Origin of the sequence: Tenggerimyces flavus, from assembly GCF_016907715.1 — a bacterium.
GTDB lineage: Bacteria > Actinomycetota > Actinomycetes > Propionibacteriales > Actinopolymorphaceae > Tenggerimyces > Tenggerimyces flavus.
In genome coordinates, this window is the sequence record NZ_JAFBCM010000001.1 from 5,467,216 (window position 1) to 5,492,513 (window position 25,298).

The window sequence follows — 25,298 nt, forward strand, 5'->3', positions numbered from 1 at the left end:
CCACGTCGCACCCTGGTGTGAGTCCGACCACATCCGGCCGCACCCCGGACTAGGACGATCGGCCTACTCCTCCCCCACCTGCCGCCCGATGCGGTCCTCTCCCTTCCTGTGATGAGGTCGCCGCATGGCAGACGAAGGCACGCTGGAAGAGGCGTACGAGCGACTCGGCGAAACGGGCCCGGAGTTCGAGGGCTGGCTCTCCAACCACGGCCCCATGGCGGCCGAGGCGATGGTGCGCCACGGCCACTCCAAGCGCGTCCACACCTGGCTCGACGCGTACAACAAGCGCCTCGAAGAACGGCCCAGAGGCACGTACCCCATCGGCCCCACCGACTGGCAGCTCGCGCTCGGCGACCCCAAGCGGCTCGGAGATTGGCTCGGCTACTTCAGCCGCGAGGTCGAGGATCATCCCTGGCGCGAGGTTCTCGCCACGTGGTGGCCACGGCTCGTGCCCGGGATCGCCGCCGGCGCCACGCACGGCGTCATCCGTACCGGGCATGTCGTTCACCACCTGTTGAAGCACGACGTTCCCACCGGCCGCGCCGAGCTCGGGCAGGCGCTCGGCTACTGGGCGGCAAGGTGGCAGCGGGTGCCGAACGCCGTACGGCCGAATGGCCGGCTCACGCCGGCCCAGGCGCTCGCCAATGTGCCGCGCGTGCCAGAACAGGAACAGGGCATCAACCACCGGCTCACCCAGCTCCGGGATCTGTCCGGGTGGACGGCCTCGCTCGACTCGCTCCGATCGGCCCTCACGCCCGACGAGGCGCGGGACCGGATCGCGGAGGTCGCGAACGCCGCCAGCAAGCGGTACCTCACCACCGCGCAGGGCAGCCCAATCATGCTCGTCCATGCCGCGACCGCGCCCACCGCTGTGCTCCGGACGCTGCCCGCGATCCCCCGCGAGCAGTGGGCGGCCAGCCTGGATGCCGCGTGGGCGGCGAGCGCGGCGGTGACCGCGGCGTACGCGCCGGCGATCCCCGCGGACCGCGACGACCTCCCCGCAGCCGACGGCACGCCGGACGAGATCTTCGCGCGCGCGGTCGAGCACGGTGACGAGCACGTGATCAAGCTCGCCGACACCTGCCTCGACGTCTACGCACGTACGGGCGACGCGGATGTCCTCGCGTCCGTCGTTCGCGCCACCCAGCTCACCGACCCGCTGAGCTAGCGCTGGCGCAACACCTCCGCGCATGGCAGCTTGTGGGCCAGCACCGTGAGCGGGACGACTTCGGAGGTGGCATGTCAGGCGTCGCTCGGCCGCCGCGACGCCCGAGCATCAAGGACGTCGCCGCGTTGGCGCAGGTCTCGAGCAAGACCGTGTCGAACGTTCTGCATGGCCAGATCTTCGTCGCGGAGCCGACGCGCGCGCGGGTGCTGCGGGCGATCGACGAGCTCGACTATCGCCCGGACCTGAACGCGCGGTCGCTGCGCAGCGGCCGGTCGGGCATCTTGGCAGTGGCGGTGCCGAACCTCGAGGTGCCGTTCTTCGCCGAGCTGACCAGCCAGATCGTGACGGCGGCGCGCGTGCAGGGGTACACCGTGCTGATCGACGAGACGAGCGGCGTACGGGACCGGGAGGTCGACCTGCTGACGGGGATCGCGCCGCGGCTGGCGGACGGCGTGATCTTCTCCCCGCAGGGAATCGGTCGGTCGCAGCTGTCGTCGCTGTTGTCGTCTTCTGCGCGGGGTCCGGTCGTGTTGTTGGGTGAGCATATTTTGGGACTGCCTGTTGATCACGTACTGATCGACAACGTCGCGGCGGGGGCGGATGCGACCGCTTGCCTGCTCTCGCTCGGCCGACGACGCATTGCAGCCATTGGCCTACCTCCTGGCTACGACGACGAACAGGAGCACGCAGCACTCCGCCTGTCGGGCTACCGGTCGGCGCTTGAGGCCGCGGGCTTGCCGTACGACCCTTCGCTGGTGGTGGCAGCGGGCGCGCGGCGTTCGTCGGACGGCTCCGCGGCGATGGCTGGGTTGTTGGCTTCGTCGTCGCCGCCGGATGCTGTGTTCTGCTTCACGGACCTGCTGGCTCTTGGGGCTGTGCGGGCCGTCTACGAGGCGGGGCTGCGGGTGCCGGAGGACGTGGCGGTGGTGGGGTTCGACAACATCGCGCAGACGCAGATCTCGGTGCCGACGATCAGCACGATCGCGCCGGACAAGGCCGCGATCGCCTCGGCCGCGGTGGACCTGATCGTCCGGCGACTGGCCGGCAGTATGGCGGACCCCCAGGTCGTCCAGGTGCGGCACGACCTGATCGTGCGCGAGTCGACCGCGGGCCGTTCCCGGTGACACTCGCCGCTGCCCTCCGCTCGGGCGAGGTCATCGGGTCGGGCATGGAGGGAACGGTCATAGCCCTCGGCCCCGACCTCGTAGCCAAGGTGTGGCACCGCCGCTCAGCCGCCGAACTCTCCACCCTGCAACGCTTCTACACAGCAGTGGGAGCCGCCGGCCTGCCGTTCGCCACGCCATCGATCCACTCGATCGCAGAGGTGGACGGGAAGTGGGCAACCATCGAAGCCCGCCTCCCCGGAGTCCCGCTGACCCACGACCCGACCCCCGCGGCAGTCTCAGCCGTGACGTCCGTCCTCGCCGCGCTGGCCGCAGTGTCGCCAACCCCAGAGATGGGCGTCCTCCCCATCCTGGAAGGCGAAACCCCCTTCGGAACAGAGCCCTTCGCCTACTCGCTGGCCCGCCTGGTCGAACGCCGAGTAGCTCGCTTCCATAAGCCCCTCACCGCCGCAGTGCCAGACCTCGACGCCCTCACCGCGTCCTGCATCGCCCACCTGGAAGCCCTCCCCGAACCTCAGCCAGCGTTGGTCCACGGCGACCTGATCCCCATGAACATCCATGTAGACACGGCAGGCAATCCGGTAGCAGTCCTCGACTTCGGCTTCCTGACAGCCGTCGGAGACCCAGCCTTCGACGCAGCCATCACTGCCAGCATCTTCGACATGTACGGCCCTCAAGCAGCAAACACCGAAGCCACCCTCGACAAAGCCCTAGATGTACCCGACCCCCACCGCAGGGCGATCTACCGAGCGGCGTACGCCTTGGCAACAGCCAACTCTTTCAGCCCCTCAGGCAAAGACGGCCACTTCGCCTGGTGCGTAGAAATGTTGAAGAGGAACGAGATCCAAGCCGCGCTAGCGGCTCACTAGCCCCAACCACCGGGGCGGGAAACATGCAGCACCGTGGGGGGTCCGGGGGGCTCGGCCCCCCGGTGTGGAACGGGCGACCCCGGTCCGCGCTTTCCGCGGACAGGGTCCCCCAGAGCACGTCGGGCTGGCGGGATTTGAACCCACGACCCCTTGACCCCCAGTCAAGTACGCTACCAAACTGCGCCACAGCCCGTTGTCGCTCGGACAGGCTACCGCAGGGTCCTACCTGGGGGTCCAGCGGGATTAGCGCTTGCGGCGCTGCCTCTCCCGGAGCGAGATCTCGATGGGCGAGCCCACGAAGCCGAACTCTTCCCGCAACCTGCGCTCGATGTAGCGGCGGTAGCCGGCTTCGAGGAAGCCGGTCGTGAAGAGCAGGAACTTCGGCGGCGAGGTCTGGGGTTGCGTCCCGAACAGGATCCGCGGCTGCTTCCCCCCTCGTACGGGGTGCGGGTGCGAGGCCACCAAACGGCCGAGGAAGGCGTTGAGCTGGGCCGTCGAGACCCGGGTCGTCCAGCCCTCCAGCGCGGTCTCGATCGCGGGCACCAGGCGGTCCATGTGGCGACCGGTGGAAGCCGAGATGTTCACCCGCGGCGCCCACGTCACCCGGACGAGCTGCCGGTCCAGCTCCTTCTCCAGCCGCAGGCGCCGGTCCTCGTCGAGCAGGTCCCACTTGTTGAACGCCATCACCAGCGCCCGGCCGGACTCGACGACCTGGGAGATGATCCGCAGGTCCTGTTCCGACATCGGCTCCGAGGCGTCCAACAGGACCACAGCCACCTCGGCGCGGGAGATCGCGGCGGCCGTACGCAGGGACGCGTAGTACTCGTGCCCCGAGGCCTCGCGGACCCGGCGCCGAATGCCCGCCGTGTCGATGAAGCGCCAGGTCGAGCCGCCCAGCTCGACCAGTTCGTCCACCGGGTCGACGGTCGTTCCCGCCACCGAGTCCACGACGACTCGCTCAGAGCCCGCGAGCTTGTTCAGCAGCGACGACTTCCCGACGTTCGGCTTGCCCACCAGCGCCACCCGGTGGGGCCCTTCCGACACGGGCTCGCGGTCCGGCGGCGCCGAGGGCAGCACGGCCAACAAAGCGTCCAGCAGGTCGCCCGACCCGCGCCCGTGGATGGCGGACACCGGGTGCGGCTGCCCCAGCCCCAGCGACCACAGCTCCGACGCGGCGGTCTCGCCGCGCTGGTCGTCCACCTTGTTCGCCGCGACGAGTACGGGCTTGCCCGACCGCTGCAGGATCTTGACGACCGCCTCGTCGACGTCGGTCATCCCGACCGTCACGTCCAGGACGAACAACACCACGTCCGCCGCGCCCACGGCCAGCTCCGCCTGCGCAGCCACCCGCGCGGCAAACCCACGCGCGTCTGGGTCCCAGCCGCCGGTGTCGACGACGGTGAAGCGGCGCCCGTTCCAGTTCGCGTCGTACGCAACCCGGTCCCGCGTCACGCCTGGCCGGTCCTCCACGACCGCCTCGCGGCGCCCGATGATGCGGTTGACCAGGGTCGACTTCCCGACGTTCGGCCGCCCGACGACGGCCACCACGGGTACGTCCTCGATGACATCGTCGTCGGAGTCGACGAGGTCGTCGTACAGCTCCTCGTCGCTCACGACTTCTCTCCTTCACGCGTCACTACCGGTCCCGGCTCCAGCTCGGGCGAGGCCACCGGCCCCGGCAACGAGCGGCCGGTCAGAGCGCACGCGTGCCGGAGGTGTTCGACCAGCTTGGTACGAACGGCCATCGCATGCTCGCGTACGACATGTCGCCGCCGCGGCCACGGCACCGGGTCGATGGACAGCGCCGGGCCGAACACCACGTCGAGCCGCGAACGCACCGACGGGATCGAGCCTACCGACCTTCCGGGCACACGGGTGCCGAGGATCGCGACCGGGACGATCGGCGCCCCCGTACACAGCCCCAGATAGGCCACGCCGGACTTGATCTCGGCGAAGTCGCCGGCCCCGCGCGTGCCCTCCGGGTAGATCGCCAGCGTGTCGCCGCGGTCGAGCACTGCCAACATCGACTTGACCGCCCCGGCGTCGACGACGGAACGGTCGACCGAGATCTGCCCGACCTTCCGCAGCACCGATCCGACCGCGCCCCGGAACATCTCCCGCTTGATCAGCGCGTGCACCGGCCGCGCGGCGACCGCGTACACCAGCGGCCCGTCCAGGAACCCCGTGTGGTTCGCCGCCAGGATCACCGGACCGCCGGTCGGCACGTGGTGCCGGTCGTACACGCGAACGTCCCACATCGCCCGCACCAGCGCGGTCGCGAGCGGCCGCAGCACCCGAGCGCCCCGCCGCGGCGGCCCGTCGGCGCCGCTCCAGTACGGAGGAACGACGAACGCGGTCACGCGTACTCCTCCGGCTCGATCCGGGCCCGCGAGACCGTCAGCCGGCAGATCTGGTCGATCACCTCGTCGAGCGAGAGCTCCGTGGTGTCGACGACGACCGCGTCCAGCGCCTGCGCGAACGCGCCCTTCGTCGAGTCGAACAGGTCGCGCCGGGCCATCTCCGCCTGGTTCGCGTCGGCCGACACGGCCTCGCCGGCGAGCCCCTCGGACGTACGGCGCCGTGCCCGCTCCACCGGATCGGCGGTGAGGAAGATCTTCACCTCAGCGTGCGGCGCGACGACCGTGCCGATGTCCCGCCCCTCGACGACGATCGCGCCGTCGTCGATCACGTCCTGTTGCTGTTCCACGAGCACCTGGCGGATCAGCGGCACCGCGCTCACCGCGCTCACCGCGTTCGTCACCTCGCGGGAACGGATCGGGCCGGACACGTCCTCGCCGTCGAGGGTGATCGTCGGCCCGGTCGGGTCGGTGCCGACACGGATCTTCGGCTCCCAGGCGTGCGACGCGATCTCCTCGGCGTCGCCGAGGTCCACGTCGTGCTGCAGCATCCACCAGGTCATCGCGCGGTACATCGCGCCGGTGTCCAGGTAGCGCAGCCGAAGCCGCTCCGCGACGCCGCGCGAGGCGCTCGACTTGCCGGAGCCGGCCGGTCCATCGATGGCCACGACCATCCCAAGCCGCCGTACCTGCTCCACCAGACCTCCCCTAGTCGTCTACGGGAGATTACCCGTGGACGGTCCATCCGTGCCGCTCCAGGGCGGCGAGCAACGCGGGAACGGCGTCGTCGTGGACCGCCAGCTCGACCAGACCGGCAGGCGTGCCGGGGCTGTGGTCCATGCGGACGTCCTCGATGTTGACGCCCGCGCCACCGACGTCGGCGAACAGCCGCGCCAGCTCTCCCGGCTGGTCCTGCAGCAGCACCGGGATCGACGTGAACGACTCCTGCCGCGCGCCGTGCTTGCCGGGCAGCCGGCGAACGCCCGTACCGCCCCGCTCCAGCGCGTCCCGCAGCTCCTCCGGCTCGAGCTTCTCCAGCGTCAGCGCGAACCGCTGCAGATCGGACGCGGCCTCGTGCAGCAGGCGTGCGACCGGCGTCGCGTTCGCGGACAGGATCTGGGTCCACAGCTTTGGGTCGCCCGCGGCAATCCTCGTCACGTCGCGGATGCCCTGGCCGGCGAGCATCAGGTGCCCCTCCGCCGCGGTCGTGAGCAGCCCCGCGACGACCGAGGCCGCGACCTGCGGAACGTGCGACACCAGCGCGACCGCCTCGTCGTGCTCGGACGGCGAGAGGCGTACGGGGAACGCGCCGCATGTCCTAGCCAGCTGCTCGACCACGGCGATGGCGTCGTCGCGGCTGCGCGGGTGCGGCGTGATCGCCCAGGCACGGCCGTCGAAGATGTCGGCGCGCGCGGCGAGCGGTCCGGACTGTTCACTGCCGGCCATCGGGTGGCTGCCGACGTACCGCTCGACCGCGTCGGGCGCGAGGCGTTCGACGTCGGCGAGCGCCGCCGCCTTCACGCTGCCCACGTCGGTGACGGGGCTGGTCGGGAACCGTTCCAGCGCGTCCGCGACGACGTTGCCGAGCACCGCCGGGGGTACGCCGACGACGACCAGGTCGGGCTCCGGGTCGGGGCTCGCTCCGCTGAACGGGGTGCCGGCGCCGAGCGACACCGCGACGCGCAGGTTGCCGGCGTCGAGGTCTTCGAGCAGCACCTCGGCACCGGACCGGTGCAGGGCAAGGGCGGTCGAGGTCCCCATCAAGCCCGTGCCGATCACGAGCACGCGGCGAAACAGGCCCTCGCTCATGTCTGTTTGCCGTTCTCGTCGTCGGCCTGCGCGTACACGTGGGCGAGGTCGCGGCGCAGCCCCGCGGCGCCGTGCAGGTAGACGTGCACGACGTCGTCGCGGGAACGTTCGGTCTCCACGTGCGCCATCAGCCGGATCACGCGCGGCATCGAGCCCTCGATCTCCAGCTCGCGCGCACACAACAGCGGAACGTCGGTCATGCCCATCTGCCGCGCGGCATACGCCGGGAACTCCGAATGCAGATCGGACGTCGCGGTGAACACGATGCTGATCAGGTCGTCGTTGGTCAGCGTGTTGCTGTGCAGGACCTCCTTGACGAGCTCCTCCACGCGCTCCAGCAGGTGCTCGCGCTCGTCGACGTCCAGCTGGGTCGCGCCTCGTACTGCCCGGACCGGCACCGTTCCTCCTCGCCTTGGCTTCCGTGATCAACCCTAACCGTGGGCCTCAACGGGGATACGAGAGACTGCTCCGGGTGAAGAGGATCCTCGTGGCGATCGCCGTCGCGCTGGCGGTGGTGCTGAGCGGTTGCGGTGCTGGCGGCCCCCGGAAGCTCCCCACCGACCCGAACACGCTGATCCTCCGGCTTGTGGAGCTGCAGGGTCTCGCGAAGCCCGGTGAGCCAGCCGCGATCGTGCCGACGTTCTCGCTGTACGGCGACGGCCGCGCGATCGTGATGGATGCCGGCTCGTACTCCGGCGCGCTGCCGAACGTCCGCCAGCTCCGGCTGCCGCAGGAACGCGTGCTGCAGCTGGTGAAGAAGGCCGAGGACGCCGGCGCGATGGACAACCGGAACCCGGACACCGACCTCGGGCCGGACACGCCGATCTTCCTGCTGACGCTGGACACCGGCAAGGACACCGGGACGAGCCGGTACGGGCCGGACGACGACCGCGAGTTCAAGGAGCTGCAGGAGGCTCTGCACGCGTACGCGAAGAGCGGGAGCGCGAAGCTGTACGTGCACAGCAAGCTCGCCGTTCTCGCCGCTGCCGACGACGCGCCCTCGCCGGGGCGGGTCTGGACGTTCGGGACCCTGCACGGCGAGGCGCGCGGCACGGCGTTCTGCACGGTGTACTCGGCACCGACGATGGGCAAGGTCGAACAGGTCGCCCGCGCCGCCAAGCCGGGCGCGGTCTGGCTCGACGCGGACATCCCGTACGGCGTCGCGTTCCGGCCCTTGCTGCCGGACGAGGCCGACTGCAAGGCGCTGCCGGAACGCTAGCCTCGATCTTTCGTCCGGCGGTGGTTCGACCGGTCCGCCCCAGCTCTGGGGCCAATGATCATGTTTACATGGTCATTGGCCGCTTTACGTGGGGTGTACGCCAGGTAGAGCGGCCACTGGCCAGGTAAGGCGACCACGACGCATCACTGGACGCGGCGAGCTGCACGATGACTGTTCCCGTGACGACGGCGATCGCGTCGAGGACGACGAGGCCGTAGACCAGCGGGACGAGGCCGACGAGCTGGAAGCCCAGTGCCACGTTCGTCGCCCGGGAACGGAACTCCGGCGGGAACGTGGCGCGGTCCTCTTTGGTCCACAGTCGTTCGCCGAGGACGGATCGCGAGGCCCCGGCCTACAACGCGAACCAGCCCGTACGGATCTCCCAGCGCTTGCCTGCCTTGAGGTGCTGCACGATCGCCCGCTCGAGGGTGGTGCGCTGGGGCAGCTCGTCGAGGACCGGGTCGACCTTCCGGAAGACGAACTGGAACACGTCCTTGTCGCCGTTGTAGCCGTTCGGCACCAGCGTGAAGCGGCGCAGGAAGCGGACGATGTTGGAGTCCTCGGGCAGGTAGTCGGCGAGCTGCGGGTCGAGCAGCCAGGACGAGCAGACGGCGTACCTGTACTGCTCCTCCGGGAAGTACGTCGCGTAGAACTCCTTGGCCAGTCGGATCGACTCGTCGCAGGCCTGCGGGGTCATCGCGCCGGCCTCGGGGATGTGGACGCCGAGCGCGGGGTCGCCCTTCTTGAACGGGGCTTTGGCCTGCTCGATCTGCAGCTCGGTGTAGCTGATCACGCCGCGGTTGAGCTGGAGCCTGCCGAAGTCGTAGATGAGGCCGCGGAAGTGCAGCGTGAACCAGAACTGCACGTCCATCCCGCCGACGCCGTGGATGCGGCGGTAGATCGCGATCTGCCGGCCGAGGTCCCTGAGCGTGGCCCAGCTGATGTCGTCGGGGATGCCGCGCTGCTGGTGCCAGGCGCGGATCTTGGGGACGGAGGCGAGGAGGACGTGGGCGTAGAAGAAGCGGCCCTTCGCGCCGAGTGCCTTGGGGAGATGGGGGTCGCGGCGCCAGTCGAAGTTGAGGTCGCCGAGGTTGGTGGTGATCGCGGTATGGACGCGTTGGAGCAGCCACCAGAGCTCGGGGTCGTCCGTGGGGGTCGGCCGCGTCTCGGCCAGGTCGAGCGCGTCGTCCTCGTGGATGCCGAGCCTGGGGATGAGGTCGTCGAACTCCTGGCCAGACGGCGGAGCGACCTCGGGCGTGGGTGGGCCGGCCTTCTCCAGGTCGTCCAGCCATGCCGAGTAGGGCTCCGACTCCTCGCCCTCCGCCGCCGCCTCCAGAAACGCCGCCACCGCCGCGCGCTCCATGCCTCACCCTCGATCCCAAGCCTGCCCCGTGCCGATCAACCTTCGCTGATCAGAAACCTACCGGCCCGTGGACCCCAGTTCGCGGGAGATGGCGGCCGCTGTGGAAAGCACGGCGGAGATCACTCCGGGGAGGTTGTCGCCCATCAGCTTCTGGGAGAAGCCCGTCACACCCACCGCGTAGCGCACCCGTTCCGAGGCGTCGAACACCGGCGCGGCGACGCAACTGATGTCGGCCTGCTCCTCCTCGTCCTCCACCGCGTACCCCCGGGAGCGCGTCTCCTCCAAATCGGCGAGGAACGTCTTCACCTCGGGCTTCTTCGCGTTCGGCCCTGCTCCGGCAGCCAGCCGGACGAGCAGCGGCTTCAGCTCGTCCTCCGGCAGGTAAGCCGCGATCGCCTTCCCCAACGCCGTCAGGTTGTACGGCGCGACCTTGCCGATGAACGTGTCGAACTGCACGAACCCCGGCGTCGCTGCCTTCGCCACATAGACGACAGACAAGGCGTTCAGCGCCCCAAGGTGCGCCGGCATCTCGACCTTGTCCGACAAGGCCCGCAGCTGCGGCTGCGCCACCGAGGCCGGGTCGAGCTTGCGGATCAGGCTCGAGGCCAACGCGTACAAACGCAACGTCGGCTGCCAGAAGTGCGACCGCCCCACCACCTGGCGCTCGGCGTACCCGCGCTGCTCGAACGTCTGCACGATCGACGCACACGTCGCCAACGGCACCCCCGCGGTCTGGGCGAGCAACGTCAACGTCAACGGCGTCTCGGAGCCGATCAACGTCTCCAGCACCGTCAGGGCGCGGTCGGTCGACGGCGACGCGGCGCGCGTCTTGTCGTCAGCGACCATCTGCTTGGCAGCCACACGTCCTCCTCAGCGCCTTTTACGATATCTCGTAGAGTAGCCGCCCGGGCCGTACCTCACACGCCAAGCACGCCGGCCAGATCCAACTCCTCCGCGTAGTGGCACCGCGACGCCCGCGGCCGCCCCTCCGCCGCCTCGAGCAGGTGCAGCACCGGCTCGTCGGCCGAGCAGCGGTCCTGCACATATGGGCAGCGCGGATGGAACGTACAGCCGCGCGGCGGGTTCGACGGGTCCGGCACCTCGCCCTTCAGCGCCACCCGCGCCCGCTGCCCGCGCAGCCGCGGGTCGGGTCGCGGCAGCGCCCGCATCAACGTCTCGGTGTACGGGTGCATCGGCCGGTCGTACAGATCCGAGGTCGTCGCCTCCTCGACCAGCCGCCCGACGTACATCACCGCGACCCGGTCGCACAGGTGCTGGATGACCGACAGGTCGTGCGAGACGAAGACGTAGGTGAGGTCCAGCTGCTCCTGCAAATCCTCGAGCAGGTTGAGGATCTGGGACCGGATCGACACGTCCAGCGCCGACACCGCCTCGTCCGCGACCACCAGCCGCGGCCGCGTCACCAACGCTCGCGCGATGCCGATCCGCTGCCGCTCACCGCCCGAGAACGCGTGCGGATAGCGCCGCATGTACTCCGGCCGCAATCCCACCAGCCGCAACGTCTCCGCCACCCGCTCGCGCAGCTCCGCACCCGACGCGAGGTCGTTCACGCGCAACGGCTCCCCCACGATCTGGAGCACGGTCATCCGCGGGTTGAGCGAGGAGTTCGGGTCCTGGAAGACCGTACGGATCTCCCGCCGGAACGGCCGCAAAGCCCCACGGCTCAACGACGCCAGATCGACCACAGAACCGTCGGCTCGGGTGTACTCGATCGAGCCCGCCGTCGGCTTGTACGCGCGCAGGATGCAGCGGCCGAGCGTGGTCTTGCCGCAGCCGGACTCCCCCACCAGGCCGAGCGTCTCGCCCCGCTTGACGGTGAGGTCGACGTCCTGCACCGCGTTCACGGTGACCTTGTTCCGGCTGAACAGTCCGCCGCTCGCCTTGAACTGCATCGAGAGGCCCTTGATCGACAGCAGCGTCTCGCTCTGGGTCGCGGTCATCAGGCGCTCCTCGTCGTCGGCGCGGGAAGCAGGTCGTCGGGCTTGTCGTACAGCAAGCACCGCACCGCTCGTTCGGCGCCCGAGACGACCGGCGGCACGATCACGTCGCACTTGCCGGGCATCACCGAGTCACAGCGCGCGTGGAACGGGCAGCCGGCGGGCCGGTTGTACGGGTGCGGAACGATGCCGCGGATCGTCGCGAGCCGCCGATGCGCCCGCGGCCCGACCGTCGGGACCGACCGGAGCAGCGCCCGTGTGTACGGGTGCCGCGGGTCGTGGAACAGGTCGTCGACGTCGCACTCCTCCGCCACGATGCCGAGGTACATCACCGTCACCCGGTCCGCGATCTCGGCGACCACGCCGAGGTCGTGGGTGATGAACATGACCGCCATGCCGAGCTGTTCCTGCAAGCCCTGCAGCAGTTCGAGAATCTGCGCCTGCGTCGTCACGTCCAGAGCCGTCGTCGGCTCGTCCGCGATCAGCAGCCGCGGCCGGCAGGCCAACGCCATCGCGATCATCGCGCGCTGCCGCATGCCGCCGGAGAGCTCGAACGTGTACGCGTCCACCCGCTGCTCCGGCCGCGGGATGCCGACCAGACGCAGCTCCTCGATCGCGCGGTCGCGCGCGTCCTTCTTGTCGACCTTCTCGTGGGTACGGATATTCTCGACGATCTGGTACCCGATCGTGTGCACCGGCGACAGCGACACCATCGGCTCCTGGAAGATCATCGCGACGTCCTTGCCGCGGATCTGCCGGATCGCCGAGCCCTTCGGGTCCAGGCGCGCGAGATCGAGTTGTCCGGTACCGGCCGCCCGATAGGCCGCGATCGCGTCCCGGTCGCGCCGCGACTTGTGCTGCTCGCGGAACAGCTGGTGGTCCTCGTCGATGCGCAGCAGCACCTCGCCCTCGACGATCCGGCCAGGCTCCTCGACGAGTTGCAGGATGGACCGCGCGGTGATGCTCTTGCCGCAGCCGGACTCCCCCACGACGCAGACGGTTTCGCCAGGCCGTACGGCCAAGTCGACGCCGTCGACGGCTCGGACGAGTCCTTCGTCGAGGTGGAAGTGCGTCTTCAGGCCGCGCACGTCCAGCAGCGGTGGCTCCTCCACCTGTTCAGCCACCCGTTCAGCCATCGGACACCTCAGCTTTCGTACGGGTCGGCGGCGTCGCGCATGCCGTCACCCACGAAGTTCAAGGCCATCACCGTGATCACGACGACCAATCCTGGCAAGAGTAACCAAGGTGCGAACGACAACACCCGGATGTTTTGTGCATCGTTGAGCAAAACCCCCCACGAGACGACCGGCGCCTGCAGGCCGAAGCCGAGGAACGACAGCGCGGTCTCGCCGAGGATCATGCCCGGGATCGACAGCGTCAGCGACGCGATGATGTGGCTGGTGAACGCCGGGACCATGTGCCGGCGGATGATGCGCATCCGCGGGACGCCGTCGAGCTCGGCGGCGAGCACGTAGTCCTCCCCGCGGATCTGCATGAACCGGCTCCGGACGACGCGGGCGAGCCCGGTCCAGCTGATCAGCGACAGGATCAGCGTGATGAGGAAGTACCCCTTCACTGGATCGAGCCCTGGTGGGATCGCCGCCGCGAGGCCGAGCCAGAGCGGGAGCGTCGGGATCGACATGAAGAACTCGATGCCGCGCTGGATCAGGGTGTCGGTCGTTCCCCCGAAGTAGCCGGAGATGCCGCCGAGCATCACGCCGAGGATCAGGCCTAAGAACACGCCGATCAGGCCGACGGACATGGAGATTCTGGTGCCGTAGATGATCCGGCTGAACAGGTCGCGGCCCTGTTCGTCCGCGCCGAACAGGTACACCGCGTCGTTGGCGTGCACGGGACCGAAGAAGTGGATGTCGGAACGGAACAGCCCCCACATCTCGTACGGATCGCCCTTGGCGAAGAAGCGCAGGTAGATGCGCTTGTCCTCGTTGACCACGTAGTCGCGGGTGAGCAGCTGCGCGTTCGGCGTGCCTATCCAGTCGTTGACGTACACGTGCGGGCCGCCGTCCCAGGCCACGTGCAGCCCCTGCGGCGGCGCGAAGGAGTACGTGGCGCGGTTGAAGTCCTGCACCTTCGGCGCGAGGAACTCGCAGAAGATCGCGAGCAGGTAGATGACAGCCATCAGGACCAGGCCGATGACCGCGAGCTTGTTCTTGCGGAACCGCCACCACACGAGCTTGTACTGCGGCGCGAAGTTGATCTCGTCGCCCTTGTCGCCGCCGCTCTGCAGGACCGGCGGATGCTCCTCCGTGGTGACCGGCGGTCCCTCCTCGGCCGACCGGTGCAGCGCGATGTTCGGGTCGCTCATATGACTCCCGCCCGGACCCGCGGGTCGATCAACGCCAGCAGGATGTCTGAGATCAACGTGCCTATGACGGTCAGCACGCAGGCGATGAAGATGATGCTGCCCGCGAGGTACATGTCCTGGCTCTCCAATGAGCGCAGCAACAACGGCCCGGTCGTCTCGAGTCCGAGAACGGTGGCGACCAGCACCTCGCCGTCGAAGAGGGCCGGGATCAGCCAGCCGATCGTGGCGATGAACGGGTTGAGGGCCACGCGGACGGGATAGTTCGCGATCAGCCTGCGCTCGGACAGCCCGCGGGACCGAGCGGTGACGACGTACGGCTTGCGCAGCTCGTCGAGCAGGTTGGCCCGCAGGATGCGGATCGTTCCGCCGATGCCACCGATCGACAGCACCAGCACGGGTAACCACAGATGGTCGAGGAAGTCGAGCAGCTTGCCGAGGTTCCAGTCCGCCTCGGCGTACTCGGGCGAGAACATCCCGCCGACCGCCTTCCCGCCGTACTTGAACTGCAGGAAGGCGACCGTGAGCGCCAGCAGGAAGCCCGGGATCGCGATGCCGAGGAACGCCAGCGCGGTCATCACGTAGTCGGGAACGGTGTACTTCTTCACCGCCGAGTAGATGCCGGCCGGCAGCGACACGATCCAGCCGAACAGCACCGTGGAGATGCCGAGCAGCAGCGTCAGCGGCATCCGCTCGGCGATCAGGTCCCACACCGGCCGGCCGTACAGCATCGACGAGCCGAAGTCGCCGCGCGTGATGATGCTGGTGAACCAGTGCAGATACTGACCGAGCAGCGGCTGGTCGAGCGCGTACCGTTCGCGCAGCGCCGCGACCGCCTCCGGCTGGACTGTCTGCCCGGCCTTCTGCATGTTGGCGATGACGGTGTCGAGGAAGTCACCCGGCGGCAGCTGGATGATGAGGAACGCGACCAACGAGATCAGGAAGATCGTCGGGATCATCGCGATGAGTCGACGCAGGATGTACGCACCCATAGGCGGCTCCTTGCTATGTAGGTGCGGGTGTCACGCGTGCTTGTCGGGGTTCTTGAAGAACACCTGAGGCAGGTTCATGGCGGCTTCGTAGTGCGTACGGAAGCTCGCCACGCCCTTCTCCGGCACGTTGACCAGGTCTTCGCTCACCACGACCGGGCTGAACGGCGGCTGCACCGTCCCGATGATCCACACGTTCTTGTCGTGCAGGCGGAGGATCTGGCGCCCGAGGTCCATCCGGGTGGCGTCATCCGGTGCCTGCAGCAGCTGGTCGTACAGCACCTGCAGCTGGCGGATCTCGCCTTCCGGCTTCGCCGAGAACTGGCCCTTCGGATCGCCGTACCAGTTGCCGTACCGCGGCGCCCAGTACGTGAGCCCGTTCGTCGGGATGTACCACAGCGAGTCGATGTCCCACAGGTACCCAGCGGGCGGGTAGACGAGAATGTCGTGTGTCCCTTGGCCGACCGAGCTGTACCACAGAGTCTGGGCGATGTTCTTGATCGCCAGGTCGATGCCGACGGCGGCCCAGTAGCGCTTCACGTACTCGAGCATGTCGACGTTGTCGACGCCGACGCCGACCAGGAACGTGGTCGCGATCAACTTCATCGGCTTGCCGTCCGGGCGCAGTCGCATGTTGTTGCTGTCGCGCGCCGTCAAGCCGGCCTTGTCAAGGTACTCGTTCGCCTTCGCCACGTCGTACTCGATGAAGCGTTGTCCCATGCCCTCTTCGAAGTACGGGTCCTCGGGCTGCGCGCAGGGGTGCTGGATCCGGCCCTGGCCGGCGAGCAGCGCCTGGTTGATCTCGTCCCGGTTGATCGCGTGGCTGAGGCCCGCGCGGAAGTCGACCTTCTGGAACAGCGTGCGCAGCACCGCGTCGGGGTGGCTCTGGTTGAGGTTGATCGCGGCGAACATGCCGTCCGGCGTCCAGCGCAGCACGCGGTACGGCTTGGTGGGCTCGTTCTGCATCAGCTGCGGGATGACGGCGGACTGGATGTCCCACGCCGCGAGGTCGATCTGGCCGTTCGCAGCCCGCAGGCCGAGCGGCTCGGCGGGCAGGATCGTGAAGATCGCGCGGTCGACGTACGGCAGCTGGCGCCCCTGCTCGTCGACCTTCCAGTAGAACGGGTTGCGCGCGATCGTGCCCGAGGTGCCCGCGCCGGCCGGCTTCTCCATCATCCAGGGACCGAGCACCGGCAGGCCGGCGTAGTTCCAGATGTTGCGCTGCTGCCCGTACAGGTCCTGCCACTTGGTGACCTTGGCCTTCTTCATCGCCGCGGCGAGGGTGGCCTTGTCGGTGTGCTTCGGGTTGAACTTCTCGAGGTAGTGCTTCGGCTGCAGCAGGTCGCTCGAGGTGCCCATGAAGCAGAGGAACTTGAGCAGCAGGCTGTGCGGCGTCTCGAACTCCACGCGCAGCGTCAGCTTGTCGACCGCGACGAACTTGGCCGGCTTGCCGCCGGAGCTCAACCAGGTCGGAAAGACCGGGCTGATCTCCTTGTTCAGGTAGATGTCGTTGTAGGTGTACATCAGGTCGTCGGTGGTGAACGGGTGCCCGTCCGACCACTTCAGTCCGTCGCGCAGGTGGAAGACGTACGTCTTGCCCTCGTCCTCGACCTCCCACTTGTGCGCGAGGCCGGGACCGACCTCGGCGGGAACGGTCGCCGTCCACTCCACCAGGCCAGCCCAGGTCATGTACTGGTTGCTGGAGAAGTTGCGGTCGACCTGCGCCCGCTGCATCGTGCCGCCGTACACGCCAGGCTCGGTGAGCGGCTTGACGACCATCGGTTGTTTCGGCAGGCGCTCCTGGACCGGCGGGAGCTCGCCCGCCTTGACCAGTGCGGCCAGCATCGGCGACTCCTTCGCGTCCGTCGCCGTGGACGCGGGCGGCGCGTTGCCGCCCTTCTTCGCTGGATCGGTCTCCAGGAACGAGCAGCCGCTGAAGACTGCTCCTCCCACCAGTGCGCCCCCGCCCACCTTGATGAGATCCCTGCGCGAGTACTTGGACATGCTCCGCCTCCAGGGGCTATCCGGTGAGGCATCTCCGTGCGCCCTTGCACGGTCCCGCAATCTCCGGGAAACGAGATACATCTACGAGATACGAGATTTTCTCCGGATAGTAGCGCGCGTCCGACCCTATGAACAGTGGGCCGCGTAATCTGTGCCGAACCAGGTCAGTTCGCGCGCGTGCCTTTGCCGCGTCTTGGGAATGGCCATCGGGCGTTCGACGTACCCCGTTCGGCTCTGGACACGTACGAGTACGTATCTTTCCCGCGGTCGGTACTGATCTTCGGGCAATCTGCCCACAATCGGACGTCCCGGTGCCACGATGCCGCCGAACCCTCGTTCTGGGAGGCATCATGCACAAGTCCCTGTCCGTGGTCGCCGGCTTCGCGGCCGCGGTGATCCTCGCCGGCGGGGCCGGCGTGGTCGTCGGCTCGGGTGGCTGGCGGCCCACCCCGGTGAACGCCGCCGTTCCCTCGGTCGCGACGCCTGGCGTCCCGTGCGAGTCGGACTTCCCGTTCGCCGCCGGCGGGTCCGGCTTCCAGCTGCTCGCCAAGCTCGACGGCGTCGTGGGTCCGGTCACGCTCGCCGGCCATGTCGGCGACTTCCAGATCAGCAAGCTGCAGTCGAAGGCCGTCTCGAGCATCGCCTGCGGGACGGGCGCGTCCGGCGGCGGTGCGGGCGGAGGCACGGGCAAGCCGTGGTTCGAGGACCTCGTCTTCACCAAGCCCGTCGACATCGCCACCCCCAAGCTCATCGAGCGGGTCGCGGTCGGCACGCACAGCAAGACCCTCAAGATCGCCGTGCGCCGCAACACGGACGGGCACGAGCCGCTCCGGCTGGTGCTGAGCGACGTCGTCGTGGTCAGCGACAGCCTGCAGTGGATGGCCGGCGCTCCCGTCGAGCAGGTGCGCGTGACCGCCACGAGGTACGAGTGGGAGGTCCGTCCGAACGTCAACGGCACGGGCGCGGTCAAGTTCTGTTTCGACGTCAAGACACTGACGAAGTGCTAAGGAAGGCGGCAACCATGCGTCGTACTCTCGCCACCGTCATCGCGGTCGCGCTGCTCACCGGATCGGCCGGCGTCGTGGTCGGCGCCAGCGCCTGGCGTTCTCAGCCGGCCCAGGCCGCGCCCGATGCCGTCGCCGCCGCACCGGACCCGTGCCCGAACGTGGCCCCGTTCGAGGCGACCGGGACGGGCGCCAACGGCTACCTGTTCGTGCCTGGCATCAAGGGCGACTCCACGCTCGCGAAGTATCCGAGCTGGATCGTGGTCAACAAGCTCCGTACCGACGTCACCGGCGCGGGAGTCACGACCTGTGGAGCCGCCGCCGCGCCGATCGCGCTCAGCAAGCGGATGGACCGTTCGTCGATGCCGTTCGTCAAGGCGGCGACGCTGGGAACGGTGCTCCCGACCGCGACGTTCGCGTTCACCAAGGCCGGCACGCAGCCGTTCGAGTACTACCGCGTCACGCTGACGAACGTGAAGGTGACGAGCGTCAGCACGCAGTGGAAGGGCGACGTCCCGACCGAGCTTGTCAAGCTCTCGTTCACCAAGATCTGCTGGAGCTACACCGCTCAGAAGGCCGACGGGAGCAAGGAGCCGACCGTCCAGGTGTGTAAGTAGCGCTGTCTGAAATTGCGCGATGCCGCCGCCACCTTGAGCTGGAGGCGGCGGCTTCGCTTTCGGTACGTTGCTGGACCATGGGCCGTCTGACCTCGATCGCCTTCCGGTTGCCGGCGACGCCGGAGTCGTGTGCCTGGCTCGGCGAGCTCGGCGGTTTGCTCGCCGACGTGCCGTACGGCGAGTTCACCGGCGACCGCCTGACGCTCACACCGCCGGCACCGGCCGGCGCTCTTCCCGTGACGGAGTTCTCGCTGGCCGACGTCCGTACGCCGGAGATCGCTCTCTCCACTGGCGTTACGTTCGGCGTCTCGTCCTCGGGCGCTTCCGCTGGGTTGCTGGAGCTCGCGGACGTACGCCGCCGCCTCGCCGGGCACGTCCGGCGGGTCGACCACACCGGCGTGAACCTGCCTCGGAGCACGACCTCGCCCGCGCAGTGGGAGCACCTGCTGGGCGCGATCACCTCGGCCGCGACGACCTACCGCTATCCGACGGGCGAGGACTGGCCGTTCGTCCTCCCCTCGACCGAGGCCGAGCTCGCCTCCGACATCCGCGCGTTCGTCGTCGGCCGGGAGCCTCGGTTCGAACTGGTCTACGACGAATGGCGGACCCAGCCCGAATGGCAGTTCGCGCTCTTCACCGACCTGACCCGCGCGGAGCTGGAGACGTTGTTTCCCGAGCCGTTCGGCACCACGTTCCCGGGGCTGGAGACGATCTTCCGCGTCGTCGCGATCCGGCACCCCTGGCCGGGCCTCGGCATCCGCTTCGACCTGTGTTACCGGGTGGACGACGGCCCGACCGACTGGGAGACCGGCGAGTGGCTGGTGACTGAGGGCGGCCGGATCCGTTGAGGCTCAGCCTTGGAGGACGTCGGTGGCCTTGTGGGTCTCGTCGACGCCGTCGACGATGATCACGTCGCTGTCGGAGTTCTCGGTGCGGAGCTTCAGAATCGCCTGGTAGGCGGGCGACTCGTACCAGTCAACCGCGGCTTGACGGTTGGGGAACTCGATCACGATGAGGTCGCCGGCCCAGTCCCCCTCCACCTTGGTCGGCCGGTCGCCGTGGATGATGAACGTGCCGCCGAACGGGGCGAGGGTCGCGTCGATCTTCTCGAGGTACTCGACGATCGCCGGTCCCAGGTGGACGTTGCGCAGGCGAGCGACTCCGTAGGCCTTCATGCTCTTTGTCCTTCTGCTTGGTTGGCTTGGTGCCTCCACTCTCGCGGCCTGTGGGTCATCCGGTCGATTACCTCGGAGGTCATGCGCCAGGACGTAGTCAGAAGGTGTCGATCCACCGCTGCCGCTCAGGCATGCTGCCGTCGGCGAGCAACTTTCACGGCCCGGTGAGGGCGCGGCCGAGGAGGACGAGACCTTCGGCTTCGCCGCCGGGGAGTTGCGCGAAGAACTCCTGATCGACCTCTGCGAGGAGCTTCCGCAGCTCTGAGCGCAACGCGTCGTCGGGGAGGCCGGCGACGGTGGCGCGGAGCGCGAGGTACGTACGCCACTGTGGGGCGGCCGCGTCGAGCTCGACCGGTAGGGAGAGCGAGGCGGCGAGCTCTCGGAGGAGGTCGCCGAAGAACAGATCCTTGTACGGCCACCGCCGATAGACCGCGCTGCGGGCCACTCCGGCGGCGTGGATCAGGTCCTCGAGACTCAGGTGCTCCAGGCTCACGGTCAGCCCCGTACGCCCGACCAACTTCGCACCGGCGGCCAGCATCCGGGCCGCGGTCTCCGTGTCCGACAACCGCCGGCGGCGCCTCGCCACGCCGGTCGCGGGCCGCTCCTCGACCACCGGCGCGGGCTCCGGCTCAGCCGGCGAAGCCGGCGCGGGCGAGGCCTCACCCGTCCACCGCGTCTCGGCGACTCCCGCCAGCCAGCCCGACACCTCGTCCGACAACGTCGCCCCCGAAGGCACTTTGAGACACTATGTTTCGAGTGCCAAGGCTACTCCAGGGCGGACTTCAACCTGCTTTGCGTACCTGCTCCGTCTTCAGCGCGGCGTCGATCGTCGGGTACATCGAGAACACCCGGTCGAGACCCTCGTTCTCGATCTGCAAAGCGATCTCGTTGCGTGGCTCGGCGAAACGGAGGTCCGTGCCCATCAGGCCGGCGCGACGGTTGATCGCCACGAGGGCGGAAGTTCCGGCGGCGTCGAGCTCGAGCACCTGGTCCATCGCGAGGATCACGGTGCGCGGGGATCTGCTCAAGATCGCCAACACTCGTTCGTGCAACAGGCCGGCTGTCCCGGCGACCAAACGTCCCACCGGTTGGACCAGCATCCCTTCGGGACGCTCGGACACAGCGACCTTAAAACCCATTCGGGCCCCCTCCGGCTGGACGATCCGCCTTACCATGCGGTCCACCCGAGTGCTCAGGTGTGAAGTTACTCGCGTCTAGCCCGCCTGGAAAGGGTACGTGGCCGTTGACTTCAGGGGATGAACGGAAGATCACATCACTGTTCACGCCGGGTTTGGTCAACGTTGGGTAGCCAATCCCCCATCTGGGCTGCCGAAACGGCCTAGGTTCCGAGCGATGGCGAACGAAGGATCCAGCCGGCGTGCGTTTCTTCGCACGACCGGACTTGCCGGTGCCGGAGCGGTGAGCCTCGGCATTGCTCGGCGCCGCGGCGGATCAGAACATCGTTTCCTCGCACACCTGCGCGATCTGACCGAGAACGGGCAGCCGAGCGAGTTCGCCTCGATCGACAAGGTCTTCGACGTCCTGGACCGCAAGCGCTTCGGGTACTCGGTGCTCGCCGGCAAGCACCTCGTTCGTTCCTCTACTGATGATCAGCGTGGCGACTCGGCGTACCTGCAGACCTTCGGTCCGCACCGGTTCGCGCACTCCCCCACGTTCCAGGGGTCTTCGCCGGGTGGCTACAACAGCTACACCTGTTCCGCGCCGCGGGCCGCGAGTGGATGGTGCTCGCGATGGACTGGCGGCCGTCGCCCGGCGGGTTGGAGTGGGCTCGTTCGGTGCTGGCCGAGCATCCGCGTACGCCGGTGATCCTCACCACACACGAGCTCGTGGTGGCGGACAGCGGGACCGCCGAGCGGTCGGGGTTTGGTCAACAGCTGTGGGACTACCAGGACCGGTACTACGGCGGCGCGGGCATGGTCCGGCTGTACTCGTTCGATCTCGCGCGCGACACGATCGACGTACGGACGCTGTCGCCGTGGATCCTCGATCAGTCGGTGCGGGCGCGGAACGCGTTGGAGAGCGTGGAACTGGAGCGACCGGGGCCGCAGGACTCCTTCTCGGTGCCGCTCGACTTCTCCGCGCGATTCGCCGGCTTCGCCCCCGTTCCGCCGCGGCCACCGCGGCCCGCTTCGGCGGTGCTGGTGCGGGACCTGTCAGGGTCGGGGAACGACCTGCGGCGGGTGACGTTGCCGGGCAGTGCCGCCTCGACATTGACCTGGTCGTCCGACCACCGGCCTGGGCAGCCTGCGCACGCGAGCCTGCGGTTCCTGGGTGCGCGCGGCGTCGGCTCGTACCTGCGGACTGCCGACGACGCGCCGCTGAACCGGCTGACGTTCGCGCGCGGCTACACGATCGAGGCGTTCTTCAAGCTGCCCGCGGACTTCGACGGGAACCACGCCTGGTGCGGGCTGCTCACGCGGATGGGGTCCGGGGCGCGACCTCGGGCTCGGACAGAACGGCGACGACCCGGCCGAGCCGCTCGCGACGCTGAACCTCAACGAGGGCGGCGCGCTGCAGTGGGCGACATACGCGACGAACCGGGACGCGATCTCGACGAACTGGGGCCACGAGCTGCCGCGCGAGACCTGGTGGCACGCGGCCGTGGTGAACGACGGACGGCACACGATCCTCTACGTGGACGGCTCGGAGCTGCTGCGGAACCCGTCGACACCGGCGCCCGGGCTGCGGACGACGAGCGAGTTCTGGATGCTCGGGGCGTACCACTACGACCGCGTGATCGAGCGCAGCTTCTACGGCTGGCTCGGCGACGTCCGCATCGTCAACCGCACCTTGCCGGTGCGGTCGTTCATGCTCTAGCTCGGGAGTTCATGACCGGCTGCCGACGCCCATGGCCGCCTCACACGGCCAGTGGCCCCTCTACCTGGCGTCTACCCGGCGTAAAGTGGCCACTGATCATGTAAACATGATCGTTAGCCCCGGCACCGGCGCGCCCCGGCCGTGATCATGTACGTGATCATGAAGCCGTACCGGTCGTATACGCCCAGTTGGCCTTCATGATCACGTACATGATCACCGGGCAAGCGGGTGGTGCGGGGGCTGTGCGAGAGTCGAGCTCATGGACGCGCACACGGCGACGAACCAACGGTTGTGGGACGAGCTGGCCCCTCTGCACGCGGCGTCGGAGTTCTACGACGTCGACGCGTTCCTGCGGGGCAAGGACACGCTCGCCGACGTCGAGGTGGCCGAGGTCGGGGACGTACGCGGCAAGCGGCTGCTGCACCTGATGTGCCACTTCGGCCAGGACACGCTGTCCTGGGCTCGCCGTGGCGCGCAGGTCACCGGCCTGGACTTCTCCGCCGAGGCACTCGCGATCGCCCGAGACCTGGCCAAGCGCGCGGGAATCGAGGCGACGTTCCAGCAAGGCGACGTGATGCGAGCGGCCGACGAGCTGGACGACACGTTCGACATCGTCTTCCTCTCCCGCGGTGTACTCGTGTGGCTCGAAGACCTCACGGCGTTGGCCAGCATCTGTGCACGCCTGCTCCGGCCCGGCGGGACCTTCTACCTCTACGAGCTCCATCCGCTCGTGACCGCGGGCGACAGCGGCTACTTCCACGCCAGCGATCCGGCCGTGGTGGTGAAGGACGGCTCGTACGCGGTGACAGACCCCGGCATGACCCACCAGGAGTCGCACGAGTGGCAACACTCACTCGGGGACGTCGTCAGCGCGCTGATCGACGCGGGCATTCAGCTGGAGTTCCTGCACGAGTTCCCCGGCGACGACGGCAGGTCGCCCTCGATGTTCTCCGTACGCGGTCACTCGTTGAGGAGCTGAAACAACTCCATGTCCTGCCAGGCCCCAGCGATCTTCAGATAGCGCGGGGCGAGACCGAACCTAACGAAGCCGTGCTTGGCCAGTACGCGCTTCGAGCGCTCGTTGTGCAGCAGGGTGGCGGCTTCGATGCGGTGCAGGCCCAGCTCGCCGAACGCCACCTTGATGATCGAGGCCAGCGCGCCCGACGCCAGGCCTTGGCCGCCGTACGACTCGCCCACCCAGTAGCCCACCGCGCAGGACTGGAACGGGCCGCGGACGATCGTGTTCAAGGTGATCCGCCCCACCAGCTCGCCGGACGACGACACGATCACGTGCGGCACCAGCGCGCCCAGAGCGAAATCGGCCAGCTGCGTCGAGATCAAAGTCCGCTGCGCATCCACGGTGAAGTACGCGTCCGACCGCTCTGGGTCCCACGGCGACAGGAACGCGCGGTTGGCGGACAGCAGGGAGGCGATCGCGGCAGCGTCGTCCGAGGTAACCAGTCGAGTCAGCACACGCTAGAACGTATCGAGTCGCGGCAAGTAGTCGGCGAACTCGTCGAGGAACCGGTCCACCGTACGGATCTCCTCCGCGTCCAAGGCGTGCGCCGGCGCACGGCAATGCGCGGAAGCGAACAAGCCCCGACGCACCGAGATCAGCTTCTCCGCCGCGATGATCAGCTCCGTGTGCAGCATCCAGTACGAGATGTACGGCAACAGCCGCCGGTGCAGCTCGTGCGCACCCACCGAGTCACCGGTCGAAAAACGCCGCCAGATCTCCACGTAGATCTCGATGAACGAGCACCCCGGCATCACGCCGACCGCCCCGCGGCGGACCGCGTCCGGCAGCTGCACGCCCGCGTACCCCACCACCGACGGCAACGGCGGATCCTGCGCCCCCAAAGCGGCGATCAGAGCCCCCGGCGGCGTCGACTCCACCTTCACCAGCCGCAGGTTCGGATGCTCCCGCGCCAGCGCCCCGATCGTCGGCGCGTCCAGTGACGTCCCGGTCTGGTTCGGTGCGTACTGCAACACCACCGGGGTGTCGGGGACAGCCGACAAAACAGAACGCACGTGCTCCTGCACCGCGGCAGAGGACGGACCGAGCAGGTACGGCGGCAACAGGTTCAGCAGATCGGCCCCAGCCGCCACCACCTGCTGCGCGTACGCCACCGCCAGCTTCGTCGCGTGGTCCTGCAACGCCACCACGGCCGCGATGTCGTCCCGGTCCCGCGTGTAGTCGAGCAGGATCAGCGACAGCTCCCACCGCTCGGCGTCGGACAGCTTGTGGAACTCCGACGCGAAGCCGGGGAACATCACGCTGGTCACGCCGCAGCTGAACGCGTAGCTCACCACGCGCGCGAAGCCGTCGTAGTCCACGTCGCCGTTCGCGGTGAACGGCACCTCGAGCACCGGCGAGACCCCACGCACCAGGGGCGTCGCATCGACCGTGCGGGCCGTCGCCACCGCCTCCGTGTTCCGGGTCGTCGTCACGCTCGCCGCCATTTCTCAAATCCCGTAGTT

At 68.6% G+C, this 25,298-nt stretch carries 27 protein-coding genes, 1 tRNA gene and 1 pseudogene; 10 read left to right on the top strand and 19 right to left on the bottom strand.

Annotated features, from left to right (window positions below; translation table 11 throughout):
- Positions 1-124 precede the first annotated feature (124 nt).
- The 3 genes from JOD67_RS25510 to JOD67_RS25520 all read left to right on the top strand — a co-directional run bounded on the left by JOD67_RS25510 (position 125) and on the right by JOD67_RS25520 (position 3,161).
- The gene (locus JOD67_RS25510; protein WP_205120224.1) at positions 125-1,168 is read left to right on the top strand and encodes a questin oxidase family protein; all 1,044 of its coding nucleotides are present in this window, start codon (positions 125-127) and stop codon (positions 1,166-1,168) included.
- Between the two features lie 71 nt (positions 1,169-1,239).
- Positions 1,240-2,292, top strand: a complete 1,053-nt coding sequence (locus tag JOD67_RS25515; protein ID WP_205120225.1) for a LacI family DNA-binding transcriptional regulator — start codon at positions 1,240-1,242, stop codon at positions 2,290-2,292.
- Entirely contained in the window at positions 2,289-3,161 is an 873-nt protein-coding gene (locus JOD67_RS25520; protein ID WP_205120226.1) for a phosphotransferase family protein, read from the top strand. The genes JOD67_RS25515 and JOD67_RS25520 overlap by 4 nt, the downstream gene beginning before the upstream one ends.
- Before the next feature lie 119 nt (positions 3,162-3,280).
- Here the strand turns inward: JOD67_RS25520 and JOD67_RS25525 are convergent.
- The 6 genes from JOD67_RS25525 to aroH form a co-directional block, all read right to left on the bottom strand.
- Positions 3,281-3,354, bottom strand: a tRNA-Pro gene (locus tag JOD67_RS25525).
- A 50-nt stretch (positions 3,355-3,404) separates the two neighbouring features.
- A complete protein-coding gene (gene der, locus JOD67_RS25530; RefSeq protein WP_205120227.1) occupies positions 3,405-4,775 on the bottom strand; it encodes a ribosome biogenesis GTPase Der in 1,371 nt (456 codons plus the stop codon).
- Positions 4,772-5,521 carry a lysophospholipid acyltransferase family protein gene (locus JOD67_RS25535; RefSeq protein WP_205120228.1) on the bottom strand — a complete coding sequence of 250 codons (750 nt, stop codon included), beginning with the start codon at positions 5,519-5,521 and terminating at the stop codon, positions 4,772-4,774. The genes der and JOD67_RS25535 overlap by 4 nt, the downstream gene beginning before the upstream one ends.
- Entirely contained in the window at positions 5,518-6,216 is a 699-nt protein-coding gene (cmk, locus tag JOD67_RS25540; protein ID WP_307782546.1) for a (d)CMP kinase, read from the bottom strand. The genes JOD67_RS25535 and cmk overlap by 4 nt, the downstream gene beginning before the upstream one ends.
- A 28-nt stretch (positions 6,217-6,244) precedes the next feature.
- On the bottom strand, positions 6,245-7,327 hold the full coding sequence (locus JOD67_RS25545) for a prephenate dehydrogenase (RefSeq protein WP_205120229.1): 1,083 nt from the start codon (positions 7,325-7,327) through the stop codon (positions 6,245-6,247).
- Positions 7,324-7,725 carry a chorismate mutase gene (gene aroH, locus JOD67_RS25550; protein WP_205120230.1) on the bottom strand — a complete coding sequence of 134 codons (402 nt, stop codon included), beginning with the start codon at positions 7,723-7,725 and terminating at the stop codon, positions 7,324-7,326. The genes JOD67_RS25545 and aroH overlap by 4 nt, the downstream gene beginning before the upstream one ends.
- A gap of 74 nt (positions 7,726-7,799) precedes the next feature.
- Between aroH and JOD67_RS25555 the strand changes: the two genes are divergently transcribed.
- On the top strand, positions 7,800-8,546 hold the full coding sequence (locus JOD67_RS25555; RefSeq protein WP_205120231.1) for a hypothetical protein: 747 nt from the start codon (positions 7,800-7,802) through the stop codon (positions 8,544-8,546).
- A 64-nt stretch (positions 8,547-8,610) separates the two neighbouring features.
- Here JOD67_RS25555 and JOD67_RS25560 read toward each other — a convergent pair.
- The 8 genes and pseudogenes from JOD67_RS25560 to JOD67_RS25595 all read right to left on the bottom strand — a co-directional run.
- Positions 8,611-8,880: pseudogene (locus JOD67_RS25560) on the bottom strand (hypothetical protein); the annotation flags it as partial.
- An 18-nt stretch (positions 8,881-8,898) separates the two neighbouring features.
- Positions 8,899-9,909 carry an acyltransferase domain-containing protein gene (locus JOD67_RS25565; protein WP_205120233.1) on the bottom strand — a complete coding sequence of 337 codons (1,011 nt, stop codon included), beginning with the start codon at positions 9,907-9,909 and terminating at the stop codon, positions 8,899-8,901.
- 57 nt (positions 9,910-9,966) lie between these two features.
- The gene (locus JOD67_RS25570) at positions 9,967-10,770 is read right to left on the bottom strand and encodes an IclR family transcriptional regulator (RefSeq protein WP_307782547.1); all 804 of its coding nucleotides are present in this window, start codon (positions 10,768-10,770) and stop codon (positions 9,967-9,969) included.
- A 56-nt stretch (positions 10,771-10,826) separates the two neighbouring features.
- On the bottom strand, positions 10,827-11,870 hold the full coding sequence (locus JOD67_RS25575) for an ABC transporter ATP-binding protein (RefSeq protein WP_205120234.1): 1,044 nt from the start codon (positions 11,868-11,870) through the stop codon (positions 10,827-10,829).
- Positions 11,870-13,003: an ABC transporter ATP-binding protein gene (locus JOD67_RS25580; protein ID WP_205120235.1), complete on the bottom strand. Its 1,134-nt coding sequence runs from the start codon at positions 13,001-13,003 to the stop codon at positions 11,870-11,872. The genes JOD67_RS25575 and JOD67_RS25580 overlap by 1 nt, the downstream gene beginning before the upstream one ends.
- A gap of 8 nt (positions 13,004-13,011) precedes the next feature.
- Positions 13,012-14,193, bottom strand: a complete 1,182-nt coding sequence (locus tag JOD67_RS25585; protein WP_205120236.1) for an ABC transporter permease — start codon at positions 14,191-14,193, stop codon at positions 13,012-13,014.
- On the bottom strand, positions 14,190-15,182 hold the full coding sequence (locus JOD67_RS25590; RefSeq protein ID WP_205120237.1) for an ABC transporter permease: 993 nt from the start codon (positions 15,180-15,182) through the stop codon (positions 14,190-14,192). Before JOD67_RS25590 ends, JOD67_RS25585 begins: the two co-directional genes overlap by 4 nt.
- Before the next feature lie 30 nt (positions 15,183-15,212).
- Positions 15,213-17,183, bottom strand: a complete 1,971-nt coding sequence (locus tag JOD67_RS25595) for an ABC transporter substrate-binding protein (RefSeq protein ID WP_205120238.1) — start codon at positions 17,181-17,183, stop codon at positions 15,213-15,215.
- A 350-nt stretch (positions 17,184-17,533) separates the two neighbouring features.
- Here JOD67_RS25595 and JOD67_RS25600 point away from each other — a divergent pair, with 350 nt between their 5' ends.
- The 3 genes from JOD67_RS25600 (at position 17,534) to JOD67_RS25610 (ending at position 19,652) form a co-directional block, all read left to right on the top strand.
- Positions 17,534-18,190 carry a type VI secretion system tube protein Hcp gene (locus JOD67_RS25600; protein ID WP_205120239.1) on the top strand — a complete coding sequence of 219 codons (657 nt, stop codon included), beginning with the start codon at positions 17,534-17,536 and terminating at the stop codon, positions 18,188-18,190.
- Positions 18,191-18,204: 14 nt separating this feature from the next.
- Complete coding sequence (locus JOD67_RS25605; protein ID WP_205120240.1) at positions 18,205-18,804, top strand: Hcp family type VI secretion system effector; 600 nt, start codon at positions 18,205-18,207, stop codon at positions 18,802-18,804.
- Positions 18,805-18,881: 77 nt separating this feature from the next.
- Positions 18,882-19,652: a hypothetical protein gene (locus JOD67_RS25610; RefSeq protein WP_205120241.1), complete on the top strand. Its 771-nt coding sequence runs from the start codon at positions 18,882-18,884 to the stop codon at positions 19,650-19,652.
- A 3-nt stretch (positions 19,653-19,655) separates the two neighbouring features.
- Here JOD67_RS25610 and JOD67_RS25615 read toward each other — a convergent pair whose 3' ends face one another.
- The 3 genes from JOD67_RS25615 to JOD67_RS25625 form a co-directional block, all read right to left on the bottom strand.
- Positions 19,656-19,979, bottom strand: coding sequence for a DUF1330 domain-containing protein (locus JOD67_RS25615; RefSeq protein ID WP_205120242.1), 324 nt, complete (start codon positions 19,977-19,979; stop codon positions 19,656-19,658).
- 154 nt (positions 19,980-20,133) lie between these two features.
- A complete protein-coding gene (locus tag JOD67_RS25620; RefSeq protein WP_205120243.1) occupies positions 20,134-20,715 on the bottom strand; it encodes a TetR/AcrR family transcriptional regulator in 582 nt (193 codons plus the stop codon).
- A 46-nt stretch (positions 20,716-20,761) separates the two neighbouring features.
- Positions 20,762-21,154 (bottom strand): STAS domain-containing protein, encoded by a 393-nt coding sequence (locus JOD67_RS25625; RefSeq protein WP_307782548.1) that lies wholly within the window; start codon positions 21,152-21,154, stop codon positions 20,762-20,764.
- A gap of 178 nt (positions 21,155-21,332) precedes the next feature.
- Between JOD67_RS25625 and JOD67_RS25630 the strand changes: the two genes are divergently transcribed.
- The 3 genes from JOD67_RS25630 (at position 21,333) to JOD67_RS25640 (ending at position 23,796) form a co-directional block, all read left to right on the top strand.
- A complete protein-coding gene (locus tag JOD67_RS25630) occupies positions 21,333-21,806 on the top strand; it encodes a hypothetical protein (RefSeq protein ID WP_205120245.1) in 474 nt (157 codons plus the stop codon).
- A 681-nt stretch (positions 21,807-22,487) separates the two neighbouring features.
- Positions 22,488-22,817 carry a LamG-like jellyroll fold domain-containing protein gene (locus JOD67_RS25635; RefSeq protein WP_205123172.1) on the top strand — a complete coding sequence of 110 codons (330 nt, stop codon included), beginning with the start codon at positions 22,488-22,490 and terminating at the stop codon, positions 22,815-22,817.
- Between the two features lie 259 nt (positions 22,818-23,076).
- A complete protein-coding gene (locus JOD67_RS25640) occupies positions 23,077-23,796 on the top strand; it encodes a class I SAM-dependent methyltransferase (RefSeq protein ID WP_205120246.1) in 720 nt (239 codons plus the stop codon).
- On the opposite strand, the gene JOD67_RS25645 is transcribed toward JOD67_RS25640, so the two are convergent.
- The gene (locus JOD67_RS25645) at positions 23,778-24,290 is read right to left on the bottom strand and encodes a GNAT family N-acetyltransferase (RefSeq protein ID WP_205120247.1); all 513 of its coding nucleotides are present in this window, start codon (positions 24,288-24,290) and stop codon (positions 23,778-23,780) included. The genes JOD67_RS25640 and JOD67_RS25645 overlap by 19 nt on opposite strands.
- Before the next feature lie 3 nt (positions 24,291-24,293).
- Positions 24,294-25,268: a dihydrodipicolinate synthase family protein gene (locus JOD67_RS25650; protein ID WP_307782549.1), complete on the bottom strand. Its 975-nt coding sequence runs from the start codon at positions 25,266-25,268 to the stop codon at positions 24,294-24,296.
- Positions 25,269-25,298 lie beyond the last annotated feature (30 nt).